The 19,031-nt window shown below is 67.3% G+C and carries 22 protein-coding genes and 1 pseudogene; 7 read left to right on the forward strand and 16 right to left on the reverse strand.

The features are described from left to right. Positions 1-25: 25 nt before the first annotated feature. Positions 26-139: pseudogene (locus tag CEX87_RS27360) on the forward strand (CAP domain-containing protein); the annotation flags it as partial. On the opposite strand, the gene CEX87_RS10435 reads toward CEX87_RS27360, so the two are convergent. The 5 genes from CEX87_RS10435 to CEX87_RS10455 all read right to left on the reverse strand — a co-directional run bounded on the left by CEX87_RS10435 (position 136) and on the right by CEX87_RS10455 (position 4,236). Continuing rightward, positions 136-639: a DUF2231 domain-containing protein gene (locus tag CEX87_RS10435; RefSeq protein WP_233151336.1), complete on the reverse strand. Its 504-nt coding sequence runs from the start codon at positions 637-639 to the stop codon at positions 136-138. The pseudogene CEX87_RS27360 and the gene CEX87_RS10435 sit on opposite strands and share 4 nt — an antisense overlap. A 66-nt stretch (positions 640-705) precedes the next feature. Continuing rightward, positions 706-1,323 carry a DUF3159 domain-containing protein gene (locus tag CEX87_RS10440; RefSeq protein ID WP_094287048.1) on the reverse strand — a complete coding sequence of 206 codons (618 nt, stop codon included), beginning with the start codon at positions 1,321-1,323 and terminating at the stop codon, positions 706-708. 29 nt (positions 1,324-1,352) lie between these two features. Next, positions 1,353-2,786 carry an NAD(P)(+) transhydrogenase (Re/Si-specific) subunit beta gene (locus CEX87_RS10445; protein ID WP_064427985.1) on the reverse strand — a complete coding sequence of 478 codons (1,434 nt, stop codon included), beginning with the start codon at positions 2,784-2,786 and terminating at the stop codon, positions 1,353-1,355. Beyond that, on the reverse strand, positions 2,783-3,121 hold the full coding sequence (locus CEX87_RS10450) for an NAD(P) transhydrogenase subunit alpha part 2 (protein WP_064394622.1): 339 nt from the start codon (positions 3,119-3,121) through the stop codon (positions 2,783-2,785). The genes CEX87_RS10445 and CEX87_RS10450 overlap by 4 nt, the downstream gene beginning before the upstream one ends. Beyond that, positions 3,121-4,236 carry a Re/Si-specific NAD(P)(+) transhydrogenase subunit alpha gene (locus CEX87_RS10455; RefSeq protein WP_064427984.1) on the reverse strand — a complete coding sequence of 372 codons (1,116 nt, stop codon included), beginning with the start codon at positions 4,234-4,236 and terminating at the stop codon, positions 3,121-3,123. Before CEX87_RS10455 ends, CEX87_RS10450 begins: the two co-directional genes overlap by 1 nt. 114 nt (positions 4,237-4,350) lie before the next feature. On the opposite strand from CEX87_RS10455, the gene CEX87_RS10460 reads away from it, so the two are divergent. Both CEX87_RS10460 and CEX87_RS10465 read left to right on the forward strand, forming a co-directional pair. Next, positions 4,351-5,247 carry a DUF4436 domain-containing protein gene (locus CEX87_RS10460; protein ID WP_198957199.1) on the forward strand — a complete coding sequence of 299 codons (897 nt, stop codon included), beginning with the start codon at positions 4,351-4,353 and terminating at the stop codon, positions 5,245-5,247. Between the two features lie 69 nt (positions 5,248-5,316). Further along, a complete protein-coding gene (locus tag CEX87_RS10465; protein ID WP_064427983.1) occupies positions 5,317-6,456 on the forward strand; it encodes an acyl-CoA dehydrogenase family protein in 1,140 nt (379 codons plus the stop codon). Here CEX87_RS10465 and CEX87_RS10470 read toward each other — a convergent pair. Both CEX87_RS10470 and CEX87_RS10475 read right to left on the reverse strand, forming a co-directional pair. Continuing rightward, a complete protein-coding gene (locus CEX87_RS10470) occupies positions 6,446-7,651 on the reverse strand; it encodes a sensor histidine kinase (protein ID WP_064418117.1) in 1,206 nt (401 codons plus the stop codon). The two genes, CEX87_RS10465 and CEX87_RS10470, sit on opposite strands and share 11 nt — an antisense overlap. A 7-nt stretch (positions 7,652-7,658) precedes the next feature. Further along, on the reverse strand, positions 7,659-8,312 hold the full coding sequence (locus CEX87_RS10475; protein WP_082693599.1) for a response regulator: 654 nt from the start codon (positions 8,310-8,312) through the stop codon (positions 7,659-7,661). A gap of 177 nt (positions 8,313-8,489) precedes the next feature. On the opposite strand from CEX87_RS10475, the gene CEX87_RS10480 reads away from it, so the two are divergent. Next, positions 8,490-8,732: a hypothetical protein gene (locus tag CEX87_RS10480; RefSeq protein WP_064394627.1), complete on the forward strand. Its 243-nt coding sequence runs from the start codon at positions 8,490-8,492 to the stop codon at positions 8,730-8,732. A gap of 57 nt (positions 8,733-8,789) precedes the next feature. On the opposite strand, the gene ahpD is transcribed toward CEX87_RS10480, so the two are convergent. Continuing rightward, entirely contained in the window at positions 8,790-9,323 is a 534-nt protein-coding gene (ahpD, locus tag CEX87_RS10485; protein WP_064394628.1) for an alkyl hydroperoxide reductase AhpD, read from the reverse strand. A 2-nt stretch (positions 9,324-9,325) separates the two neighbouring features. Further along, positions 9,326-9,913 carry a peroxiredoxin gene (locus tag CEX87_RS10490; RefSeq protein ID WP_064394629.1) on the reverse strand — a complete coding sequence of 196 codons (588 nt, stop codon included), beginning with the start codon at positions 9,911-9,913 and terminating at the stop codon, positions 9,326-9,328. 217 nt (positions 9,914-10,130) lie between these two features. On the opposite strand from CEX87_RS10490, the gene CEX87_RS10495 reads away from it, so the two are divergent. The 3 genes from CEX87_RS10495 to CEX87_RS10505 are packed head-to-tail and all read left to right on the forward strand — an operon-like array spanning position 10,131 to position 12,472. Continuing rightward, positions 10,131-10,385 carry a hypothetical protein gene (locus tag CEX87_RS10495; RefSeq protein WP_064394630.1) on the forward strand — a complete coding sequence of 85 codons (255 nt, stop codon included), beginning with the start codon at positions 10,131-10,133 and terminating at the stop codon, positions 10,383-10,385. A 35-nt stretch (positions 10,386-10,420) separates the two neighbouring features. Then, complete coding sequence (locus CEX87_RS10500; protein WP_198957202.1) at positions 10,421-11,668, forward strand: acyl-CoA dehydrogenase family protein; 1,248 nt, start codon at positions 10,421-10,423, stop codon at positions 11,666-11,668. After that, the gene (locus tag CEX87_RS10505) at positions 11,669-12,472 is read left to right on the forward strand and encodes a tyrosine-protein phosphatase (protein WP_064427981.1); all 804 of its coding nucleotides are present in this window, start codon (positions 11,669-11,671) and stop codon (positions 12,470-12,472) included. Between the two features lie 7 nt (positions 12,473-12,479). On the opposite strand, the gene CEX87_RS10510 is transcribed toward CEX87_RS10505, so the two are convergent. From CEX87_RS10510 to CEX87_RS10540, 7 genes are all read right to left on the reverse strand, one after another. Further along, positions 12,480-13,643 carry an LLM class flavin-dependent oxidoreductase gene (locus tag CEX87_RS10510; RefSeq protein ID WP_064427980.1) on the reverse strand — a complete coding sequence of 388 codons (1,164 nt, stop codon included), beginning with the start codon at positions 13,641-13,643 and terminating at the stop codon, positions 12,480-12,482. Positions 13,644-13,652: 9 nt separating this feature from the next. Then, positions 13,653-14,138 (reverse strand): DUF456 domain-containing protein, encoded by a 486-nt coding sequence (locus CEX87_RS10515; protein ID WP_064427979.1) that lies wholly within the window; start codon positions 14,136-14,138, stop codon positions 13,653-13,655. A 9-nt stretch (positions 14,139-14,147) separates the two neighbouring features. Further along, positions 14,148-14,891 carry a methyltransferase domain-containing protein gene (locus CEX87_RS10520; RefSeq protein WP_094287051.1) on the reverse strand — a complete coding sequence of 248 codons (744 nt, stop codon included), beginning with the start codon at positions 14,889-14,891 and terminating at the stop codon, positions 14,148-14,150. A gap of 77 nt (positions 14,892-14,968) precedes the next feature. After that, complete coding sequence (locus tag CEX87_RS10525) at positions 14,969-15,673, reverse strand: haloacid dehalogenase type II (RefSeq protein ID WP_064417690.1); 705 nt, start codon at positions 15,671-15,673, stop codon at positions 14,969-14,971. After that, positions 15,674-16,636, reverse strand: a complete 963-nt coding sequence (locus CEX87_RS10530; protein WP_094287052.1) for an NADPH:quinone oxidoreductase family protein — start codon at positions 16,634-16,636, stop codon at positions 15,674-15,676. A 5-nt stretch (positions 16,637-16,641) separates the two neighbouring features. Then, on the reverse strand, positions 16,642-17,505 hold the full coding sequence (locus CEX87_RS10535; RefSeq protein WP_064394638.1) for an SDR family NAD(P)-dependent oxidoreductase: 864 nt from the start codon (positions 17,503-17,505) through the stop codon (positions 16,642-16,644). A gap of 72 nt (positions 17,506-17,577) precedes the next feature. Beyond that, the gene (locus tag CEX87_RS10540; RefSeq protein ID WP_094287053.1) at positions 17,578-18,978 is read right to left on the reverse strand and encodes an aldehyde dehydrogenase family protein; all 1,401 of its coding nucleotides are present in this window, start codon (positions 18,976-18,978) and stop codon (positions 17,578-17,580) included. Positions 18,979-19,031 lie beyond the last annotated feature (53 nt).

Raw genomic sequence — 19,031 nt, forward strand, 5'->3', positions numbered from 1 at the left:
AACCGGCCCGTACTCGAGAGGTGACCCCATGGATCCGAATCCGGACTATGACGCGAGCGACGAGCTGGAGTACGGCGTGAATTGGTTCGCGTGGATTCTTCGCGGGGTTTACCCGCCGCCGGCTTATCCGCCGGTTTAACCCGTCAACTGCCAGCGGTGCACACCCGCGCCCTGAGCGTAGGACAGATGCCCGCCGAGCGCGCCGCCCACTGAGACCGCGGTCAACCCGAGCACGCTGAACGTGCGCGCCGCACCCACCTTGCCGCGCTTGTACTTCCGATAAGCCACCCAGAACGACACTGCCGCGACCGTGTTGCCCGCCGCGTGCAGCAGGCCGACCCGCCTCTGCCGCGTCCCCAGCGTGGGGAACTCCGCCAGCCCGGCCAGCACGGCGGGCGGTGTCGCGGCCAACCCGATCGCGATCAGCTGCCGCGCGGCATCGCGGTCCTTGAACACCAGATCCAGCACCATCGACGACATCCACGCGCCGATCGGCAGGGTGATCATCAGCGGATGGGTGGGGTGACCCAGCCACGAGCCGCGCAGTCCCCGTGCCAACGCGCCGTCACCGAGCACCCGGTCGACGGCGTCGGCTGTCGCGTCCGCGACGACATCGAGAGAGTCGGCAGATTCGGGCATCTGAAGGAGGGCGTGCATGTCCATGCCGTCCGGTTACCCGACCGGCGCCGGATGAATCGCCCGGCGTCAGGCGGCGCGCGGCAGCGTGCGCAGCGCCGTGCGGATCGCGAGGTAGATCACCGACGAGGTGATCACGAATATCGGCCACCCCATCGCGACACGGGCCACCGCGAGCAGTCCCTCCCGGTCGGTGTCGTAGAGGTGGTACTGCACCAGAAAGCGCGACCACGACGACGTGGCCATCACTGCGGTGGCGATGTCGAAAGCCAGGCGCACCCGTGGGACCTGCCGCCAGGCACTGTCGCGTCCGGTGATCCACGCCCACACGACTCCGACCAGCGGACGCCGCACCACCAACGACGTGGTGAACGCGATCGCCAGACCGAGGTACATCCAGATCCCCGGCAGATAGAAGTCCTTGGTGCGGCCGGTGATCAAGGCCACGACCGCGCAGGCCGCCACCCCGGCGAAGCCGAACAGGGCCGGCCGAATCGAACCGCGTTGCAGCAGTTGCGCAATCGCCACGAGGGCCGCGGCGCCCACGGCGGCTCCGGTGGCCACCAGCAGGCCCAGCGTCGGCGACGATACCGCGAACACCGCGACCGGCAGCGCGGAGTAGACCAGTCCGCGCACGCCGCCCGCACGGGCCAGCAGCACCTCGACCGGCGAACGTCGCTCCGTCACCCGCTTGAGCTTACGGCTCGCAGGTAGCGCTAGAGCGCCTTAAGTTCCTCGATCACCGAGGTGACCGACTTCTTGGCGTCGCCGAACAGCATCGAGGTCTGGTCGAGGAAGAACAGCGGGTTCTCGATACCCGCGTAGCCCGCGTTCATCGACCGCTTGAGCACGATCACCGACCGCGACTCGTCGACGTTGAGGATCGGCATACCGTGAATCGGGCTCGACGGGTCGTTACGCGCGGCCGGATTGGTGACGTCGTTGGCGCCGATGACCAAAGTGACGTCGGTGCGGCCGAATTCGCCGTTGACGTCGTCCATCTCCTTCATCGAGTCGTACTCGACATCGGCCTCGGCCAGCAGCACGTTCATGTGCCCGGGCATACGGCCCGCGACGGGATGGATGGCGTACTTCACCTCGACGCCTTTGCTTTCCAACAGGTCGGCCATCTCTTTGACGGTGTGCTGGGCCTGCGCGACGGCCAGGCCGTAACCCGGGACGACGATCACCTGGTTGGCGTAGGCCATCTGGATCGCGGCGTCCGCGGCCGAGGTGGCCTTGACCGTGCCTTGGTCGCCGCCCGGCCCGGCCACCGCCTCGGCGCCGCCGCCGAAGGAGCCGAACACGATCGCCGGGATCGACCGGTTCATCGCCACGGCCATCAGGTTGGTCAGGATCGAACCCGATGCGCCGACGATCATGCCCGCGACGATCATCGCGGTGTTGTCCAGCGCCAGACCCGCTGCGGCCGCGGACAATCCAGTCAGCGCGTTGAGCAACGAGATGACGACCGGCATGTCCGCACCGCCGATCGGGAACACCACGAACAGGCCCATCAGGCCGGCGAACACCAGGACCAACGCGATTGCCCACCCGGGGCTACCCGTGCCGGCGTTGAGCCCGATGTAGATCGCGGCGGCGGTCGCACCGAGCAGCAGCACCACATTGGCGGCCTGGAACACCTTCGCGGAAGCGACAAGTCGCTTCTCGACGTTTTTGGGGATCGACTCCTGCAGTTTGAGGAACGCCACCAGCGAACCCCAGAACGACACCGATCCGATGATCGCGGCCAGCAGCGACCCCGCCACCAACGCCACCGTCGGATGCTGGTCGGGCGTGAAATGCGCAAAGCCGTCGGTCTCGATGAACTCCGCCCACGCGATCAACGCGACCGTGCCGCCGCCGACGCCGTTGAACAGCGCCACCAACTGCGGCATCGCGGTCATCTTGGTCTTCTTGGCCGGTGGCACACCGAGAATCACACCGAGCGCCAATCCGGCCGCGATCAGCACCCAGTTGATCGGCGCGGTGTCGCGCACCTTGATCAGCGTGGCGATCACGGCGATCGCCATACCGGTCGCGGCGATCCAGTTGCCCCGCACCGCGGTCTTGGGCCCGGTCAGCCCGGACAGGCCGAGGATGAACAGCGAGAACGCGACGATATAGAGGACGGTGACGAGATAGTTCACTTGTCAGCCGCCTCAACAGCTTTGGGCTCGGTGTTCTGGGCGGGCCTCCGCCCTTTGAACATCCCCAGCATCCGGTCGGTGACCAGGAAGCCGCCGATCACGTTGAGGGTGCCGAAGATCAGCGCCACGAACGCGATCGTCCGCACACCCCATGGCGCGTCTGCGGGCAGATCACCCAGCACGATCAGCGCACCGAGCACCACGATGCCGTGGATGGCGTTGGTGCCCGACATCAGCGGTGTGTGCAAGGTGTTGGGCACCTTGGAGATCACGGCGAACCCGACGAACCCGGCGAGCACCAGGATCGCGAGATTGGCCAGCAGGTTGTCGTACATCAGTTTTCTCCCCGGGTGACGCAGGAGGCCGCCACCACCTCGTCATCGAAATCGGGCATGAGCTTGCCGTCGCTGATCAGGAGCTCCAGCAGCGAGGTCAGGTTCTTCGAGTACAGCTCGCTGGCGTGTTCGGGCATGGTGGCCGGAAGGTTCAGCGGTGAGGCGATCGTGACGCCGTGGCGGACCACGGTCTGCCCCGGCTCGGTGAGCTCGCAGTTGCCGCCCGTCTCGCCGGCGAGGTCGACGACCACGCTGCCCGGCTTCATCCCCTCGACCGCAGTGGCGGTCACCAGTCGGGGCGCCGGCCTGCCGGGCACCAGCGCGGTGGTGATCACGACGTCGAAGCCGGTGATCGCCTGCTCCAGTTCCTTCTGCTGTTGCGCGCGTTCCTCGTCGGACAGCTCGCGGGCGTAGCCGCCCTCCCCGGCCGCCTCGATGCCGAGCTCGAGCCACTGCGCGCCGACCGAGCGGACCTGATCGGCCACCTCGGGACGCACGTCGTAGCCGGTGGTGCGCGCGCCGAGCCGCTTGGCGGTGGCCAGCGCCTGCAGACCCGCCACGCCGACGCCGAGCACCAGCACCGAGGCCGGTTTCACGGTGCCTGCGGCCGTGGTGAGCATCGGGAAGAACCGGGTCGACTCCGAAGCCGCCAGCAGCACGGCCTTGTACCCCGCGACGTTGGCCTGTGACGACAGCGCGTCCATCACCTGGGCGCGCGAGATGCGCGGGATCGCCTCGACGGCGAAGGCCTGCACACCTGCGGCCTTCAGGGCGGCGATCTGGTTGTCGTCGTTGCGTGGGGCGAGGAAACCGATCAGCGTCTGCCCGCTCGTGAGCTTGGCGACCTCTTCGGCGGTCGGCGGCGCAACTTTGACCACGACGTCGGTGCTCCATGCGTCACCGATCGTCGCGCCCGCTGCGATGTAGAGGTCGTCGGGCAGAAGGGCCCGCTCGCCCGCGCCGGATTCCACGACGACGGCCACACCACTCTTCACCAGCGACGCGACGGCCTTCGGCACCAGTGCGACGCGGCGCTCGTCGGCTTCTGATTCGCGTACCACCCCGACCGTCGGGGCTGCCCCGCCGGCGACATCAGCATGCGTCTGCTCTGTCATGACGGAACACCTTAACCGCTACCGCTGGTCACATCTAAATCGGTACGGCCAGTCGCGGATTTCCACCGGCACGGCGCACCGGAAACGGTGCCCGCGCGAACTAGCATCCCGAAGGTGCCGGAAGACTCGTCGCCGAAGTCCCGCAATCGCCGACGCGCACGGCTGGCCGACATCGCCACGGTGCTGATCATCCTGGTCGTCTACATCGCGTCGCTCGTGGGTTATCACTATCTCTCCGGCGAGCCGGTCTCCTTGGGTCCTCCCGACCTCGGCGACAGCGGCGACAACATCGTCCAGGTCACCCTGTCGGAACTGCACACGGTCGCCAACCAGATCGACGTCAAGGTCGTGGTCTTCCCGTCGGACAACCACATGAACGACGACCTCAACGTGGTCAACACCGATATCGCGGTGCGGCTGTTCATCAACGAGATCAACATCGACATCGAAGACCTGCAGACGCCGAAGGGGCAGTTGCCTGCCCAGATCAACGCCACGCTGTCCGCGAAGGGCGACCCGGACAAGTGGCCCTTCGACTCGTACACGGTCGGCGCTCTGGGGGCCGACATCATCGTCGGAAGCGGTGACGACCGCACGTTCGAGCCCGCCCGGGTGGTGGTGACCGGCGGACTCGACGGGTGGGACATCACCAGCACGCGAAGCGGGCCGGCCACCCAGTCGGCTGACGACGGCGACTACGAGACGCTGACGTTGAAGCGGGCGAAGGGACCGCTCGCCTTCGATGTGGGCCTGTGCCTGGTGTTGATCACCCTGCCCGCGCTGGCTCTCTTCGTATCGATCGAGATGCTGCGTGGGCGGCGCAACTTCCTCCCGCCCTTCGGCACGTGGTACGCCGCATCGCTGTTCGCGATCATCCCCATCCGCAACTTCATGCCCGGCGCGCCGCCGCCGGGCGCGTGGATCGACCAGATCCTCGTGCTGTGGGTGCTGCTCGCGTTGACCGGGGCGATGGTGCTGTACTTCGCCGCCTGGTGGCGACGCAGCGACTGACGGCGCGGTGGCCGCCGGCCGGGCCCGCCTATGGTGGTCTCGACCAGTACAACCACGGGAGGCCATCGGATGGCTGTCGACCGGCTGCTGCCAACCCCGGACGCCGATGATCTGATCGCGCTGACGCGCGACATCGCCGACAAGGTGCTCGACCCGATCGTCGACGACCACGAGAAGGCCGAACGCTATCCCGAAGGCGTGATGGCGCAACTGGGTGCGGCCGGACTGCTGAGCCTGCCCCAGCCCGAAGAGTGGGGCGGTGGTGGGGTTCCTTACGAGGTCTACCTGCAGGTCCTCGAGGAGCTGGCGGCCCGGTGGGCGGCTGTCGCGGTGGCGGTCAGCGTGCACAGCCTGTCGTCACATCCGCTGTTGATGTTCGGCTCCCACGAGCAGAAGCGGCGGTGGCTGCCCGGCATGCTGTCCGGTGGGCAGATCGGCGCCTACAGCCTGTCGGAGCCACAGGCCGGTTCGGATGCCGCGGCGCTGCGCTGCGCGGCGGCCAAAGCCGAAGACGGCTATGTCATCAACGGCTCCAAGTCCTGGATCACCCACGGCGGGCGTGCCGATTTCTACACGTTGTTCGCGCGCACGGGCGAAGGCTCGAAGGGCATTTCGTGCTTCCTGGTACCCGGCGACCTGCCCGGGCTGAGCTTCGGAAAGCCCGAGGAGAAGATGGGCCTGCACGCGATCCCGACCACGTCGGCGTTCTACTCCGACGCCCACATCGACGCCGACCGGCTGATCGGAGCCGAGGGCCAAGGCCTGCAGATCGCTTTCTCCGCACTGGATTCCGGGCGGTTGGGCATCGCCGCGGTCGCCACCGGGCTGGCCCAGGCCGCGCTCGACGAGGCCGTCGCCTACGCCAACGAGCGAACGACGTTCGGGCGCAAGATCATCGACCATCAGGGGCTCGGCTTCCTGGTGGCCGACATGGCCGCCGCGGTCGCCAGTGCGCGGGCTACGTACCTGGACGCGGCGCGTCGACGCGATCAGGGCCGGCAGTACTCACAGCAAGCCAGCGTCGCCAAGCTGATCGCCACCGACGCCGCGATGAAGGTGACCACCGACGCGGTGCAGGTGTTCGGCGGCGCCGGCTACACGCGCGACTACCGCGTAGAGCGCTACATGCGCGAGGCCAAGATCACCCAGATCTTCGAGGGCACCAACCAGATTCAGCGTCTCGTCATCGCCCGCGGCCTCACGTCCTGATCTCGGCGGGTTCACCGAGCGACGGTTCGGGCGGCGAGGTGACCGTGACCTGTGTGCCGTGCCCTTCCTCCGAAATCACCTCCAGCGACCCGCCCATCGCGTCGAACCGGGCCAGCAGTGAGCCCAGGCCGATATGGCCGTCGGCGACGTACTGCTCGATGATCGCCGGGTCGAATCCCTTGCCGTCGTCGGAGACCGTCAAAACGACCCGGTCGTCTCGGCGCGTCAGCCCCACCCGCACCGTCGTCGCGTCGGCGTGCTTGTGGATGTTGGCCAGCAGTTCGCGGGCCGCCCGGTGGAGCAACTGCTGCGATTCGGGCTTGCCGACGTCGTCGAGGTCCGCCTCGATCTCATAGTGAGTCCGAGATTCAAACTGGCGCAACAGCTCTCGTAGCGCCGGGGTGAGGCCCAGTTGAGCCAGCACCTGTGGATGCAGTTGGGTCACCGTCGAACGCAGCGCCGCGGCGGTCTGCTGCAACGCGTCGCGAAGCGCCTCCAGCGCGGGATCGTCGTTGTTCTCCTGAAGTTCGTCGAGGTCCAGGCGCGCCGCGAGCAGTGTCTGCAGCGGTCCGTCGTGCAGATTCTCGGCGACCTCTCGGTTGTGCCGCTCGTCGGCCTGCATCGCCTCGGAAACCAGTTGGCGCCGCACCGCCTGCAGCTTCGCCACCCGCGCCTGGCGACGGACCAGCACGACGCACAGTGCGGTCATCGCCACCGCACCCCACAGCAGGAAGCCGAAGTGGGTGTAGACGACATTCGGCAACCCGACCGAGTCGTCGCGTTTCGAGTACACCACCCACGCCCCGAGATAGGCCGTCGCCGTGCCGGTTCCGAGCAGCGCGGTCAGCATGGGCCGGTCCTGGAACGCGACCGCGATGGGCAGCAGGAAAAAGACGGGGAGCAGCGCGGCGGTGGCGCCACCGGAGACCAGGCACAGCACCAGGATCATCAGGACGTCCACGCCGGTGGACGCCCAGCCTGCCCACCAGGGCACCGGGCCGCGCAACACCGCGACGAGCCACAGCACGGCCGCGACCGCCCATATCCCGAGCACCACCGCGTACAGCCCGGGAAGCCAGTGGTCGACCTCCCAGATCACCACCAGCACCCCGATCAGCGCGAGCAGCGGTAGCCGCAGGACCGCGGAAACGCGCACGGGCTCCGCGGCGAAGAAGCTCGCGATCCGGTTCAGCACGACGGTGTCAGTCCAGCAGCTTGCGGCGCATCGCCTCGGCGACCGCCGCGCCGCGGTCGTTGACGCCGAGCTTCTCATAGAGCCGCTGCACGTGGGTCTTCACCGTCGATGGCGCCAGGAACAGCTGCTTTGCCATCGCCGGGATGCTGGTCCCGGACGCGATCAGTCGGAGCACCTCGCGTTCCCTCGGGCTCAGCGTCGGACCGTTGGATTCAGAGCGCTTGCGGATCTCACCAGCCAGGCCGGCGGCCAGGCTCGGTGCGACGACATCTCGGCCCTTGGCGCAATCGAGCACCGCATTGACAAGCTCCGCCCGAGTGGACTCCTTGGGCAGGAATCCCGCTGCACCGTTCTGCAGTGCCTGATAGACGATCGCGGACTCGTCGTGCGCGGAGATGAGCAACACCCGCGTGGGCAGTTCGTCCCGTATGACAGCGGCCGCCACCTCGGACCCGTCCATGCCGGGCATCCGGTAGTCCAGCAGGGCCACCTGCGGGGAATGTGAGCGGATCGCTTCGAGAGCGGTCGCGCCGTCGTCGGCCTCCGCCACCACCTCGATCTGGCCGCTGGACACCAGCGCTCGGACCACTCCGTCGCGAAACATCGGATGGTCGTCTCCCACCACCACCCGGACCTTGTCACCGGTCGTACCGCTCGCCACGGGTGTCAGCTTGGCATAGCGGGGCGTCCGCTTCCCCTATTTGGGGGACACGAGATTCATCCCGATCGCCCACCGGTTTCCCGACATACAGCGCGATTGTGTTGCAGCACTCTTGAGTCATCGCCGGAACAAGCCGGTGGTCAGAACAAGAACAGCAAGGATCAAAGGAGATTCGAAATGACCACCAACACCAATCGCCGCCTCGCCCGCTTCGTCGCGCTGCCGGTCCTCGGGGCCGGAATCCTCGCCGGGGCACTCGGTTTCGCCGGAGCCGCCAGCGCGGGTACCTACTCCCCCGACAACACGCCGCGGCCGGGCATCGTCGCGACGCCCAGCGTCCACGCTCCGTCGGTTCAGAACGGAACGCACGGCCACCGGATCGACCACATCCAGGTCGAGGAGCCGGGCTACTACCGTTGAGGCGAGACACCAGAGCGGGGGCACCGAGATTCGGTGCCCCCGCTTTAATGTGTTCGATCAGACCGAGGTCAGCACCTCGGCGGTCTGCAGCGCCTGGCCCACGCCGGAGACGATCGAGGCCAACCGGATCGCCTCGAAGATGACCGTGCGGGAGACGTCAGCGTCGCGCAGGGTCTTCTCGTGCGCTGCGACGCAATGGCCGCATCCGTTCATCGCCGACACCGCCAGCGACCACAGCTCGAAGTCCTCCTTGGCCACACCGGGATTGCCGATGATGTTCATCCGCAGCCCGGCCCGCAGGTCGTCATAGGCGCCGTCGAGCTGGCCCTTGGTGCGGTAGAAGACGTTGTTCATCCCCATGATCGCGGCCGCACCGAGGGCGGCGTTGTAGGCCTCCTGGCTCAGGATGTCCAGCGCGTCCTCGGCGATCTCACGCAGCAGTCGCTCGTTCTTGGTCGCCGCGGCGGTCGCCACCAGGGCGCCCCACAACTGCTCCTCGGACAGCTCGGTCGTCTTGACGATGCTGCCGAAGTTGAGCTTCAGGTCCTTGGCGTACTCCGGAAGCGCTTCCTTGATGTTGTCGATGCTCATGGTTACACCGCCTCTGCCAGCAGCTCAGCCGGCTTGATCGTGGGATCACCCTTCTTCCAGTTGCAGGCGCACAGCTCGTCGGACTGCAGCGCATCGAGCACGCGCAGCACCTCGTCGACGTTGCGGCCCACGGACCCGGCCGTCACCGACACGAACTGGATCTCGTTGTTCGGGTCGATGATGAACGTCGCCCGGTCGGCCACGCCGTCGGCGTTGAGCACACCGGTCGCCAGCGACAACTCGCGCTTGAGGTCCGAAGCCATCGGGAACGGCAGCTTCTTGAGGTCCTCGTGCTGGGCGCGCCACTGGAAGTGGACGAACTCGTTGTCGACGGACACGCCGATGACCTTCGCGTCGCGGTCCTCGAAGTCGTCGTTGAGCTTGCCGAACGTGGCGATCTCCGTCGGGCACACGAAGGTGAAGTCCTTCGGCCAGAAGAAGACGATCCGCCACTTGCCCTCGTGGTCCTCGCTGGTCACGCGGGTGAAATAGTCGTCGGGCTGCTTGGCATCGACCTCGGAGAGGTCACCGCCGACCACCGCCGCCATGTCGTACCTGGGGAACTGGTCACCGATTGTCAACAATGCCATTCGCGAGCACCATCCTTATCGCTTAGTTTGGATTCAGTCCAGATTACGTATTCGATCCTCGGCCTTTCTCAGTGCGAAGGCAAGCTAAACGAACGTGATTGTGGCCACACCGGCGCCGTGAAATAGGTTCGCTGTCAGCATATTTCGGGGTCCAACCAGACGGAGGCATCGGAGAGTGCGCGAACCGTCGCGCCCGCGGCGTTGCTACGGTCGTCAGATGTCGAACATCTCCGAGAACGACCGCATCGAGGACGTCACGCCCGGCGACATCGTCCTCGTCGACCGCGGCGCTGAACCCGTCCCATCCAAGGTGGTGCACAAGGACGTCAACGACGGCACGGCCGTCATCACCTACGAGCTCGACGACGGTACGACCTTCCAGGTCGAATACGCCGCGGGCGCCCGGGTGACCCGCAGCCTGCAGGCCAAGTGGGAGTCCGGGCAAAGCCCGACACAGCACAAACCCGTCTGAGGAGGTGACATATCGTGGCGGGCATGGACTTCGCGATGTCGGCCAAGGCCCAGGACTATCACCAGCGCCTGGGCGACTTCATGACGGAATTCGTCTTCCCCGCCGAAGCCGAGTACGACCGCTGCCGCGAAGAGGCGGGACCCAAGGACCACACCGTCCCGCCGATCGTCGAGGACCTCAAAAAGCTCGCGAAGGAACGCGGGCTGTGGAACCTGTTTCTGCCCGCCGAGTCGGGTCTGAGCAACCTCGAGTACGCGCAGCTGGCCGAGCTGACCGGTTGGAGCATGGAGATCGCGCCCGAGGTCACCAACTGCGCGGCCCCCGACACCGGCAACATGGAGACGCTGCACCTGTTCGCCAATGAGCAGCAGCGCAAGCAATGGCTCGAACCGCTGCTGGCCGGCGAGATCCGCAGCGCCTTCGCGATGACCGAACCCGCCGTCGCCTCCAGCGACGCCCGCAACATCGAGACCACGATGCTGCGCGACGGGGACGACTACGTCATCAACGGTCGCAAGTGGTGGATCACCGGCGCGGCCGACCCGCGCTGCAAGATCATGATCGTGATGGGCCGCACGAATCCGGATGCGGCCAGCCACCAGCAGCAGTCGATGATCCTCGTGCCGACCGACACTCCGGGCGTCGACATCCAGCGTTCGCTTCCGGTGTTCGGCTACCAAGACCAGCACGGGCATTGCGAGATCGTCTTCGACAACGCGCGGGTGCCGGCCGGGAACCTGCTCCACGAAGAGGGCAGCGGGTTCGCGATCGCCCAGGCCCGCCTTGGTCCCGGCCGTATCCACCACTGCATGCGCGCGATCGGCGCCGCCGAGCGGGCGCTGGCGTTGATGATCGACCGCGTGCAGAAGCGCGTGGCGTTCGGCAAGCCGCTGTCCGAGCAGGGTGTGGTGCGCGAGTCGATCGCCAAGTCGCGCAACCAGATCGACCAGGCCCGCCTGCTGTGCCACAAGGCGGCGTGGACCATCGACGAGCAGGGCAACAAGAGCAAGGACGCTCAGGTCCTGGTCGCTCAGATCAAGGCGGTCGCCCCGCAGATGGCGTGCGACGTCATCGACCGCGCCATCCAGGTGCACGGCGGCATGGGCGTATCCGACGACGTGCCGCTGGCGCGCCTGTACGCCTGGCACCGGGCGATGCGGCTGTTCGACGGGCCGGATGAGGTGCACATGCGGACCATCGCCCGCGCCGAACTCGGCAGGGAGAAAAGCCCTTTCGCCACCGCGGCGACCCAAGGCGCGGCTGTGGCCGGAGGGGCCGGATAGGTGGCGGGCAACCCCGACGCCCTGTCAGGCGCGTGGAACTTCCGCGACATCGCCGAGGAGACCGGCATCAGACCTGGGCAGTTCTTCCGGTCCAGCGAGCTGAGCGGTCTGGACGAGGCCGGCCGGGAGCTGTTGCGCCGCTTGAATATCACCGACGTCGCCGATCTGCGCTCGGATCGTGAGGTCGAGCGGCGCGGACCGGGGCGGGTGCCCGACGGCATCGCGATACACCGGCTGCCGTTTCACGAGTTGGCCAAGCCCGGCGCGGAGGCCCCGCATGAGCAGAGTTTCCAGCGCATGATGACCGAGAAACCCGAGGACGAGGACGTCGCGGTGGCCGCGGGTCGCTTCATGACCGAGGAGTACCAGAAGTTCCCCACGCTGCCCGGTGCACATCTGGCCGTGCGCCAGGTGATTTCGATGCTCGCCGGCCAGCGCCCGGTCATCGCCCACTGCTTCGCGGGTAAGGACCGCACGGGGTTCACGGTCGCGACGGTGCTCGAGGCGGTCGGTGTGCAGCGCGACGCCATCGTGGCCGACTTCCTGCGCAGCAATGAGGCGGTGTCACAGCTGCGCGAAAGCATCCTCGAGTCGATCCGCAACCGGTCGGAGGACACCACCGACGAGATCGTCACCTTCGCCGAGGCGCGGCTCACCGAGGAGGTGCTCGGCGTGCGCGAGGACTACCTCGAGACCGCGCGACGTTCGATTGTCGAGAATTATGGCTCGCTTCGGGGCTACCTCGATGCCGCCGGCGTCACCGACGATCAGGTTGCGCAGTTGCGCGCCGTCCTGCTCGGCTGAAACCCCGTCAGGCCCCGCCTTTTTCGGCCTCATACTTCTGCGTCATGTGCTCGATCGCGGACAGCTGCGTCTGGGCCAGGTTGTCGCGCACATCGCGGGCCCGTGCCGCGGCGTCGAGCGTCGGCTGGGCCTGACCCTGGAAGTGCGGGATGACCTCGGCGGCGAACAGTTCCGCCGAGCGCTTGGTGGCGGCGGGATTGGCCCATTCGTGGCCCATCTGCAGCATGCAGCCGAAGCCGCCGGATTGGTCCCACAGCCGCTGCACCTGCGCGCGTGCCTGGTCGGGTGTGCCGATCACTCCGGCGCCGGCGCCGTTGATGATGTCGACGACCTCATCGAGGTTCTCGCCGGGCACCTCCATTTGCGGGAACGCCGCGACCTTCTGGAAGTAGCGGTACCAGTGCTCGAGGCCGAAGCGCACGTCCGCGCGGGCCTGCTCCTCGGTTTCGGCGATGTGCATGGGGCACACCAGCGACCAGTTGCGGCGGTCGACTGTGGTGCCGAACGCGGCCGCGCGTTCCTCGGCGATCCCCCAGTGGTGGGCGAGCGCGTCGAATCCCTCGACGACGAGCGTCGCACCGATCGACAGCAGGCCGATCCCGTGCTTGCCTGCCAGCCGCGCTCCGGTCGGCGAGGCCACCGCGGCGACGGCCAGCGGGATCCCGTCTTCCGCATAAGGCGCCAGTTGCAGTCTGGCGTCGTGGAGTTCGTGGGTGGCGGTCTTGGCCGAGACCGTCTCACCCTTGAGCAACCGCACGACGATGTCGAGGTTGGTCTCGAGCAGTTCGCGGGTGTCGGTGGGCGTCAAGCCGATCATCGCCGAGTCGGTGGGAAGCGACCCGGGCCCCATGCCGCCAATGATCCGCCCATGGGTGAGGTGGTCGAGCAGCATCAGCCGGTCGGCCGCCCACAGCGGGTTGTGATACGCCAGCGAGATGACGCCGGTGCCGAACCGGATCCGCTTGGCGCGCTGCGCGGCCGCCGCGATGAACACCTCGGGTGAGCTGATGATCTCGCTTCCCGCCGAATGGTGTTCGCCGATCCACGCCTCGTCGTAGCCGACCGCGTCGAGGTGCTCGATGAGCTCCAGATCGCGCTGCAGCGCGAGCGTCGGGTTGGTGCCGGCGCGGTGGAACGGTGCGATGAAGTATCCGAAACGCAGCTTGGCCATGCCTGCAAGCTACTGCGTCAGGTACACCCCGATGACCCAAACGACGGTGGCGAGCAACGCGCCGGCCATTTCGACCCCGACGGACAAGGCGACGCCCTTGAGCGCATGCTTCGTCGATACCCACGCCAGGCGACGGTCGTGCCGGTTGGTCAGTTCAGCGAGATAGATGCCGAGCACGAAGCCGATCGGGAGTCCGAGCACGGGGATCGCGAAGAAGCCGACCACGCCGAGCACTCCGCCCGCGACCAGGCTCAGGGTGCGCACATCGGCCTCCCGCATCCGTCGCACCGGCCACGTGTACTTGATCAGCGCCGCAGCACCGAGCAGCACGGTCGCCACGGCCAACGTCACCCATGCGGCTGGTTCCTGCTCGACGACGGCCCACACCGCGATCGCCCCGAAGACCAGCAGGGTGCCGGGAAGCACCGGCACCACGATGCCGACGATGCCGACCGCGATGGCCAACGCGACAAGCACGATCCCGCCGGTGGTCATGTGTTGAATCTACGGGCGCTGCGCCCGCACCCACTGGATGTTGCCGATGGACTTGGTGCGCACGCTGACGAATCCGCGTTGCTCGAACATGTCGCCCAGTTCGTCTTCGGTGAAGAAGCGCGCCCCTCCGCTCGACAACCATCGCAGCGGCGGGGGGACGTGACCGACCGTGGGCACCATGATCGCGATCCGGCCGCCCGGCTTCAGCACGCGGTACATCTCGGCCACCGCCGACGACGGTTCGGGGATCAGCTGCACCACCGCCAGCGACGTCACCGCGTCGAAGGTCTCGTCCTGGAACGGCAACCGCTGCGCGTCGGCCCGCAGGAATCCGACGTTGGGCCCGGCCTGCGCGCTGACCGCCCGCGCCAGCATCGGTCTCGAGATGTCGATGCCCAGCGCCAACCCGCCCGGTCCCGCCGCGCGGGCCAGCGAGGCGGTGACGTTGCCCGGCCCGCTTCCGATGTCGAGCGCGACACCGCCCTTCGGAATGGTGAGCCAGTCGATCGGCAGCTGCCATGCGCCCACGAATCTGCGGGCGAAGCCCTGCGCGTAGTCGTAGAACATCGACCCCGGACCCGATGCCCACACGGCCTGGATCAGACCGCGGTTCTCCGGCGGTGCCTGCTGCGGTGATGCCGCGTCGTCGAGCAGGTCCAGGTAGCCGTCGCGGACCTCGAGACGCGCCGGTGGATCGGAGAACAGCTCGACCGCCCTGCGCAGCGCGGCCGGAAACGAAGACGTATCGGTCACGCTCCCACGCTACCCCCGCGATTTGTGAGTGGTTTCGATCGCTTCAGCGATCGTTTTCACGCACAAGTCGCTGCGGTTCAGGCCCCGAGCTGGTCGGCCAGGTCGGCGAAATCGGTTGCCATGACGTTGAACTCGCCGACTTCGATCTTCGACGGACGGCGTCTGCCGGTCCCGTACTCCAGCGGTCGGTCGACGTAGGCGGTCATCAGACCTGCGCGTTTGGCGCCGCGCAGGTCGCTGGCGTGCGCGGCCACCAGCATCAGCTCACCGGGCGCGACGTCGAGCAGCTCGGCGCACCCGAGATAGGCCTCGGGATCGGGTTTGTAGTGGCGGAAAAGCTCGGCCGAGATCACACAGTCCCACGGCAGGCCCGCACGCTTGGCCATATTCGTCAGCAGCGAGACGTTCCCGTTGGACAGCGTCGTGATGAGGTAGCGCGCCTTCAACCGGGTGAGGCCGTCCACGGCGTCCGGCCACGGGTCGAGGCGGTGCCAGGCCCGGTTGAGATGGTCGACGGCCGCGGCATCGACGCCCGTGACCCCCGCCGTGTCGATCAGCTCGACGAGGATCATGCGGTGCAGGTCGTCGATCTTGGTCCACGGCAGCTCACCGCGGCGCACCCGGTCCATCGCGGGCGGGTAGCCGGCCCGCCAGTCGTCGGCGAAGGCCGCCCAATCCCGTTGCACGCCAAAGGCGCGGCCGAATTCCTCGAGCTCGCGGATGATGCTGGAGCGCCAGTCGACGACGGTGCCGAACGTGTCGAACGCCAGCGCCTTCGGCATCTACGGCTCCAGTACGACCTTGCCGAGCACGCCGCCGTCGGCGAGTGCCTGCAACGCGTCGGCGCCCTTCGACAGTGGGTAGCGCATGGGCGGCGGCGGGCGAAGACCGGCCTCGATGAGCTGGGCGACGCCGAACTCGAACACCGACTGCGATCCCGGCGTGCGGTTCACGTATTCGCCGTAGCCCACACCGATCACCGCCACATTGCGCAGCAGTAGCCGGTTCACCTTCACCGTCGGAATCCCGCCCGCCGCAAAGCCGATCACCAGCAGCCGGCCCTCCACGGCAAGCGCGCGGATCGCATCGTCGAACGCCTCGCCGCCGATCGGGTCGACCACCAGATCGACGCCGCGGCCGTCGGTCGCGTCCTTGACCGCTCGCAGCCACCCGTCGGTCAACGGCAGCACGACGTCGGCGCCCAGCGACTCGACGAACTCGATCGCGTGCGGCCGGTGCACCATCGCGATAACCTTGGCGCCCAACGCCTTCGCGATCTGCACCGCCGCGGTGCCCACACCGCCCGCCGACCCGAGCACCAGCACCGTCTCGCCGGGCCGCAGCGCGCCCCGCTTGGCCAGCGCGAAGTACATCGTCTGGTAGTTGCCCAGCAGCGCAACGGCTTCCGCGTCGTCGAGGCCCTCAGGCGTCGGTGTCAGGCTCTCAGGCGACACCGCCACCCGCTCAGCCCACCCGCCGAGCATCGACAGCGCGGTCACCCGCTGCCCGGGTTTGAACTCCGACTCGTACGGCGCCGATCGCACCACCCCGGCGACCTCCATGCCGGGGACGAACGGCGGTTCGAGCCGCAGCTGGTACTCCCCGCGCAGCAGCAACAGGTCCGGAAAGCTGACCCCGGCCGCACCGACGTCGACAACGACGACGTCCTCGCCGCCGACATCGTCGACGTCGGTGTACGCAAGTCCAGCCGGTCCGGTGAGTTCCTGCGCGACAAGCGCTTTCATCGAACTCAGCCGAGGCTGAAGGTGGCCCGCTGCGCCGCCGACAGGTCGGTGATCTCGCCCCACTTCGCGGCGATGTCGTCGACGGAAGGAACCTCGGAGAAGGTGAGCCCCTCGTTCTGGAACAGCGCTACCCGTTGGACTTTGCCGCCACCGACGATGAACACCGAAGCGGTGTCGGGCAGTTCCTCGGTCATGAGGTAGGCCACCACGGGCGCAACGTATTCCGGCGTCAGCTTCTCGAAGACCTCCGGTGGCAGGATGTCCTGCGTCATCCGGGTCGCCGCGATCGGGGCGACGGCGTTGGCCTTGATGTTGTACTTCGCGCCCTCCTGGGCCAGCGTGTTGATCAGGCCGACGAGGCCGAGCTTGGCGGCGCCGTAGTTGGCCTGGCCGAAGTTGCCGAACAGACCGCTGGTCGAGGTGGCCACCACGACGCGCCCGAAGCCGTTCTCCCGGAAGTGCGGCCATGCGGCACGGATCACGTTGTAGCCGCCGTACAGGTGCACCTTGAGCACGGCGTCCCAGTTGGCGAACTCCATCTTATGGAATGTGCCGTCGCGCAGGATGCCCGCGTTGGAGACCACACCGTCGACCTTGCCGAACTCGTCGAGCGCGGTCTTGATGATGTTCTCGGCGCCCTCGGGCTCGGCGACCGAGTCGTAGTTGGCCACGGCGCGGCCGCCGGCCTCCTTGATCTCGGCGACGACCTGGTCGGCCATGTTCTGGCCGGCGCCGGTGCCGTCTCGGGCACCACCGAGGTCGTTGACGACGACGCTGGCGCCCTCTTTGGCGAGCGTCAACGCGTATTCGCGTCCGAGTCCGCCTCCGGCCCCGGTGACGACGACGACGCGATCCTGCACTCCTGGCATGGGGTTCCTTTCCACAATCCGCGATTTCGGTGTAGTTGGTTGCGCTGGCCGCCACCAACTACACCCGAATCGCTAAAACAGACGTTTGGCGAGCTTGAGAGCCTTCTCTGTATACGGGGGATAGATGAACGCGCCGACATCGGGTCGGGTCGGCTTGGTCATCACGGTCTTCTTGTGACTGAACTGCTCGAAGCCGTAGCGGCCGTGGTAGGCGCCCATGCCCGAGGGACCGACGCCGCCGAACGGCAGCTTGTTGGTGGCGAAGTGGAACAGCAGGTGGTTGACCACCATCCCGCCGGCCGGCACCTCCTTGATCACCCGTTCCCTGATGCTCTTGGTCTTGGTGAACAGGTAGGCCGCCAGCGGTTTCGGCCGCGAATTGACGAAACTGATTGCATCGTCAAGTGATTGGACAGTCACGACGGGCAGGATCGGGCCGAATATTTCGTCGGTCATCAACGGTTCCGCCGGGTCGGGGTCGACGACGACGGTCGGCTGGATGCTGATCTTCGACGCGTCCGAACCGCCGCCGACGACCACCTCACCCTTGGTCGCGGCCAACGCGTCGGTCAGCCGCCCGAAGTGGCGTTCGTTGACAATGCGTTTACCGCCGGGGTTCTCCGACTCGAACGTCGCCACCGCCTCTTTGATCTTGTCGACCAGCTTGTCGCGTATCTTCGCGTCGGCGAGCACATAGTCAGGCGCGATGCAGATCTGCCCGGAGTTGATCAGCTTCGTCCACGCGATGCGCTTGGCCGCGACATCGATGTCGGCATCGGCGGAGACGATCACCGGGCTCTTCCCGCCGAGTTCGAGCGTGACCGGCGTCAGATGCGGTGCGGCGCGTTCGTAGACCTTGCGGCCGATCTCGGTGCCGCCGGTAAAGCAGATGTGGTCGAAGCCCTGCGCGATGAGCTCCTGGCTGACCGAGCCATCGCCCTCGACCACCGCGATCGCGTCGGAGTCGAGGTAGCGCGGCACCAGTTCGGCCATCAGCGCTGAGGACGCCGGACAGACCTCCGAGGGCTTGAGGACCACGGTGTTGCCCGCCGCGATCGCCCCGATCGCCGGGCCGAGCGTCAGCACGAACGGGAAGTTCCACGCGCCGATGACCAGCACCGTGCCGAACGGTTCGTATTCGACCCAGCCCCGGCCGGGCAGCTGCGACATCTCGAGCAGCCGATAGCGGCGCTTGGTCCACTTCTTGACGTTCTTGGCGGCGTCCTTGGCCTCACCCGCGGTGCTGGCGATGTCGGCCAGCCACGCCTCGAAGCGGTTGCGCCCGAGATCCTGTTCGAGCGCGGCGGCGATGGCCTCCTCGTTCTCGACGGCGAGGCGTTCGATCGCCTTGAGCTGCCGTATGCGCCACTCGATGTCCCTCGTGCGGCCGGTCTTGAAGGTCTCGCGCAGGCGACGCACGATGCTGGGGATGTCTTCGGTGGCTTGTGCCGGAGTGGCGATATCGGTGGTCATGGGGAGTCCTTCCTGACCCGAGGAATGCCCCGATCCTAACCAACCGGTTGGGC

Origin of the sequence: Mycobacterium lehmannii (assembly GCF_002245535.1) — a bacterium.
Classification (GTDB): domain Bacteria; phylum Actinomycetota; class Actinomycetes; order Mycobacteriales; family Mycobacteriaceae; genus Mycobacterium; species Mycobacterium lehmannii.

Bases quoted from the DNA above. Each gene is read 5' to 3' on its own strand.
- CEX87_RS10435 (WP_233151336.1), bottom strand. From the start codon at position 639: ATGCCCGAATCTGCCGACTCTCTCGATGTCGTCGCGGACGCGACAGCC.
- CEX87_RS10450 (WP_064394622.1), bottom strand. From the start codon at position 3,121: ATGTACGACAACCTGCTGGCCAATCTCGCGATCCTGGTGCTCGCCGGG.
- CEX87_RS10455 (WP_064427984.1), bottom strand. From the start codon at position 4,236: ATGACAGAGCAGACGCATGCTGATGTCGCCGGCGGGGCAGCCCCGACG.
- CEX87_RS10465 (WP_064427983.1), top strand. From the start codon at position 5,317: ATGGCTGTCGACCGGCTGCTGCCAACCCCGGACGCCGATGATCTGATC.
- CEX87_RS10480 (WP_064394627.1), top strand. From the start codon at position 8,490: ATGACCACCAACACCAATCGCCGCCTCGCCCGCTTCGTCGCGCTGCCG.
- ahpD (WP_064394628.1), bottom strand. From the start codon at position 9,323: ATGAGCATCGACAACATCAAGGAAGCGCTTCCGGAGTACGCCAAGGAC.
- CEX87_RS10490 (WP_064394629.1), bottom strand. From the start codon at position 9,913: ATGGCATTGTTGACAATCGGTGACCAGTTCCCCAGGTACGACATGGCG.
- CEX87_RS10495 (WP_064394630.1), top strand. From the start codon at position 10,131: ATGTCGAACATCTCCGAGAACGACCGCATCGAGGACGTCACGCCCGGC.
- CEX87_RS10500 (WP_198957202.1), top strand. From the start codon at position 10,421: ATGTCGGCCAAGGCCCAGGACTATCACCAGCGCCTGGGCGACTTCATG.
- CEX87_RS10510 (WP_064427980.1), bottom strand. From the start codon at position 13,643: ATGGCCAAGCTGCGTTTCGGATACTTCATCGCACCGTTCCACCGCGCC.
- CEX87_RS10515 (WP_064427979.1), bottom strand. From the start codon at position 14,138: ATGACCACCGGCGGGATCGTGCTTGTCGCGTTGGCCATCGCGGTCGGC.
- CEX87_RS10525 (WP_064417690.1), bottom strand. From the start codon at position 15,673: ATGCCGAAGGCGCTGGCGTTCGACACGTTCGGCACCGTCGTCGACTGG.
- CEX87_RS10530 (WP_094287052.1), bottom strand. From the start codon at position 16,636: ATGAAAGCGCTTGTCGCGCAGGAACTCACCGGACCGGCTGGACTTGCG.
- CEX87_RS10535 (WP_064394638.1), bottom strand. From the start codon at position 17,505: ATGCCAGGAGTGCAGGATCGCGTCGTCGTCGTCACCGGGGCCGGAGGC.
- CEX87_RS10540 (WP_094287053.1), bottom strand. From the start codon at position 18,978: ATGACCACCGATATCGCCACTCCGGCACAAGCCACCGAAGACATCCCC.